This is a genomic window from Streptomyces sp. KLMMK (genome assembly GCF_036961605.1).
Taxonomy (GTDB): domain Bacteria; phylum Actinomycetota; class Actinomycetes; order Streptomycetales; family Streptomycetaceae; genus Streptomyces; species Streptomyces telluris.
Window position 1 is genome coordinate 1 of record NZ_JBAMDC010000526.1, and the last position, 3,835, is coordinate 3,835.

Below are 3,835 nucleotides of genomic sequence, written 5' to 3' on the forward strand. Positions count from 1 at the left end.
CGTCTCGGAACCGTCATGGCTCCGTGACAACTCGGAGAACACTACTCATGCCCCAAGGGCGTGTCAAACGGTCTGGACCAGCCCCTGCCCGGCCCCTCGCCCACCCCCATCGGGGCCCCTCAGTCGAGGTCGCTGAGCCGCCCGCCGGCGTCCGGCTGGGCGTCCTCCACCCTGCGCAGCAGGCGGGTCAGCATCTCGCCGAGCCGGCCGCGCTCCTCGCCGGAGAGGTCCTGGAGGAGTTCCTCCTCGAAGACCGTGGCCATGCGCATGGCCTCCAGCCACTTGCTGCGGCCTTCCTCCGTAATGCCGACGATGACGCGGACGCGGTTGTTCTCGTCGCGCTCCCGGGTCACCAGGCCCTCCGCGACCATGCGGTCGATGCGGTGGGTCATGGCGGCGGGGGTGAGGCCGAGCCGCTTGGCAAGGTCGCCGGGGCCCAGGCGGTAGGGGTCACCGGCCAGGACGAGGGCCTTGAGGACCTCCCACTCGGCGTTGCTGATGCCCAGCTCGGCGGTCTGGCGCCCGTAGGCGACGTGCATCCGCCGGTTGAGGCGGCTGAGTGCCGAGACGACCTTCTCGACCTGGGGGTCGAGGTCCTGGAACTCGCGCTGGTAGGCGGCGATCTGTTCGTCGAGGCTCGGCTCGGAGGCGCCGGGGCCGGGGGTGTCAGCCATGCCCGGCAGTATGACACGAACTGATTCGCACTAAAGCCCTTCGCCATGTACTCTTTAGCTTCGAACTTTACTGTTGAAGTCTTCAGACCTGGACAGTCCCGCCCCTCAACCTCGACCTAGGAAGGTGAGTGTGACCACCGCGATGGGCGCAGCTCTGCGCCGGATCCAGCTGGGGAACGCCCTGAGTGCGTTCGGCAACGGCTTCACCGTCCCGTTCCTGTTCATCTATGTGTCTCAGGTACGGGACCTCGGAGCGGGCACCGCAGGCATGGTGCTGATGACGTTCGCCGTGTCCGCGCTCGTCGTGCTGCCCTTCGTCGGTCGCGTGATCGACCGGCGGGGTCCGCTGCCTGTTGCCGTCGCCGGTACGGTCTCCGCCGCCGTCGGGTCGATGGGGATGGGGCTGGCGTCCAGCGAGTCGCTGGTCTTCGCCGCTGCCGCGGCGCTGGGTGCCGGTATCGCGGTGATCCAGCCGACGCTCGCCACGATGATCGTCTGGTGCTCGACGCCGACGACCCGGTCGCGGGCGTTCGCGATGCAGTTCTTCCTGAACAACCTCGGTCTCGGCCTCGGCGGTCTGCTCGGCGGGCAGCTCGTGGACACCTCGGACCCGGGCAGCTTCGTGCGGCTCTTCGCGATCGAGTCGGTGATGTTCCTGGTGCTGGGTGCCGCCGTGGCGACGGTGCGGCTGCCGAAGGCTCCCAAGGTCGAGGACGCGGTCCCGACGGACGAGGGCGCCAAGGGCGGCTGGCGCACGCTGCTGGGTGACCGGGCCATGGTGCAGCTGTGCGTCCTGGGCTTCGTGATGTTCTTCGCCTGCTACGGACAGTTCGAGTCGGGTCTGGCCGCGTTCGCGGTCGAGGTCACGCGGATCTCGCCGGCGACCCTGGGCATCGCCCTCGCCGCGAACACCGCGGCCATCGTGCTGGCGCAGTTCGTCGTGCTGAAGCTGGTCGAGGGGCACCGGCGCAGCCGGGTCATGGCGCTCGTGGGTGTCATCTGGACCGTTGCGTGGGTGGCCGCGGGGGTCTCGGGGCTCATTCCCGGGGCGCACGGGGTGGCGACCGCGCTGCTGATCTCCACGTACGCGCTCTTCGGCATCGGCGAGTCGATGCTGTCGCCGACGGTGGCGCCGCTGGTGGCGGACCTCGCGCCGGCCAGGCTGGTCGGTCAGTACAACTCGGCGTTCGCGCTCGTGAAGCAGCTCGCGCTGGCGATCGGGCCGGCCGTGGGCGGTCTGATGGCCGGTGGCGGTCTGTACGTGGCGTACATCGCCATGGTGATCGCGTGCTCCCTGGGGATCACCGCCCTGGCCCTGCGGCTGGGCCGTCGGCTCACCCCGGCGCAGGACAACCCGCTGCTGGCGAAGACACAGCGCCGCGCCAAGGCGGCGGAGGAGCGTACGCCGGTCCCCGCCTGAATATGCGCCTCTCTATAAGAGGTGCATATAAGAGGAGTAAGAGGAGAGGGAGGGCGCCTGTGGCGCCCTCCCTCTCTTTCGTCATCCCTGCGTCACCCGTGCCCCGCCGGCAAGGCGAATTCGCACCAGACGGCCTTGCCGCCGCCCGGTGTGCGCCGTGAGCCCCAGGAGGAGGCGATCGTGGCGATGATCGAGATGCCGCGCCCCGCCTCGTCTGCGGGCTCGGCGCGGCGGCGCCGCGGGAGGTGGTCGTCGCCGTCGGTGACCTCGATGATCAGCCGGCGGTCGGTGCGGCGCAGGCGCAGCCGCATGGGGGGTGTGCCGTGCTGGAGGGAATTGGCGACGAGCTCGCTGGCGGCCAGGACGCCCAGGTCGCGCAGCTCGGTCGGGAAGCGCCAGCTGACGAGGACGCCGGAGGCGAAGGCGCGGGCCCGGGGTGCTGCTTCGATGCCGCCGAGGAGCTCCAGGGCGGCGTTGTGGAAGAGCTCGGCGTCGTGGCCGGTGCGGGCGGGGTGCTGGAGGACGAGGACGGCGACGTCGTCGTCGTGGTCGGCGGTCACGCCGAGGGCACGGATCAGGCGGTCGCACATGACCTGGGGCGAGCCGGTGGCACCGGCGAAGGCGCGCTCCAGGGCGGCGACGCCCTCGTCGATGTCCTCGGTGCGGCGCTCGACGAGGCCGTCGGTGTAGAGGACGGCGCTGGAGCCGGGGCCGAGCGGGATGGTGCCGGAGGTGTGCATCCAGCCGCCGGTACCGAGGGGCGGGCCGGTGGGTTCGGCGGCGCGGCGGACGGTGCCGTCGGGGTCGCGGACGAGGATCGGGAGGTGGCCCGCGGAGGCGTAGACCAGGCGGCCCTCGTTGGGGTCGTGGACGGCGTAGATGCAGGTGGCGATCTGTGTGGCGTCGATTTCGCTGGCGAGGCCGTCGAGGAGCTGGAGGACCTCGTGGGGCGGCAGGTCGAGGCGGGCGTAGGCGCGGACGGCGGTGCGGAGCTGGCCCATGACGGCGGCGGCGCGCACTCCGCGGCCCATGACGTCGCCGATGACGAGGGCGGTGCGGCCGGCGCCGAGGGTGATGACGTCGTACCAGTCACCGCCCACGGCGGTGTCCCTGCCGCCGGGCTGGTAGGTGGCGGCGACGCGCAGGTCGTCGGGTTGTTCGAGCTCTTGCGGGAGGAGGCTGCGCTGGAGGGTGACGGCGGCCTCGCGCTGGCGGCGCTCGCTGGCGCGCAGCCGTTCGGCGGCTTCGATCTGATCGGTGACGTCGGCGGCGAAGACGAGGACGCCGGGCTGTTTCGCTTCGGTGGCGCCGACTTCGATCGGGGAGCAGGTGAAGGTGTAGTAGCCGCTGCGGGGGCGGGTGTCGGGCTCGGTGGCGGAGGCGGTGCTCTGGTGGGGGACGTCGGCCGCAGGGGTGGCGTCGCTCGCGGCGGGGGTGGTGCCCGGGGCGGCGGCGAGGTTCATCGCGGCATTGACGTCGGCCGTGACGCGGCGGGACTTGACCGTGCGGGGCCTGCCGCTGCGCAGGACCTGGTCCATGAGGGGGAGCAGGCCGAGCTCGGTGAGCTCGGGGAGGGCTTCGCGGGCGGGGGCTCCGGGGCCGCGGGCGCCGAAGAGGGCGGCGTAGGCGTCGTTGACGTAGGCGATGCGGTGCTCGGGGCCGTAGACGACGGCGACGAGGGCCGGGACCTTGCCGAGCGTGTCGTGGACGGAGAGCCCGTCGAGGGTGGGGACGGGGCCGT

General features: G+C 71.7%; 3 protein-coding genes. 1 reads left to right on the plus strand and 2 read right to left on the minus strand.

The genetic code is table 11. From position 1 onward, the window contains the following. Nucleotides 1-119: 119 nt before the first annotated feature. Nucleotides 120-674, minus strand: a complete 555-nt coding sequence (locus tag V7793_RS34925) for a MarR family winged helix-turn-helix transcriptional regulator (RefSeq protein WP_336013710.1) — start codon at nucleotides 672-674, stop codon at nucleotides 120-122. Between the two features lie 130 nt (nucleotides 675-804). Between V7793_RS34925 and V7793_RS34930 the strand changes: the two genes are divergently transcribed. Continuing rightward, nucleotides 805-2,094, plus strand: coding sequence for an MFS transporter (locus tag V7793_RS34930; protein WP_336013711.1), 1,290 nt, complete (start codon nucleotides 805-807; stop codon nucleotides 2,092-2,094). A gap of 92 nt (nucleotides 2,095-2,186) precedes the next feature. Here V7793_RS34930 and V7793_RS34935 read toward each other — a convergent pair. Then, nucleotides 2,187-3,835, minus strand: a 1,649-nt coding sequence (locus tag V7793_RS34935) for an ATP-binding SpoIIE family protein phosphatase (protein ID WP_336013712.1), incomplete at its 5' end; no start/stop codon positions are given.

Excerpts from the sequence above, each read along its gene's own strand:
- V7793_RS34925 (WP_336013710.1), bottom strand. The coding sequence starts at position 674 with ATGGCTGACACCCCCGGCCCCGGCGCCTCCGAGCCGAGCCTCGACGAA.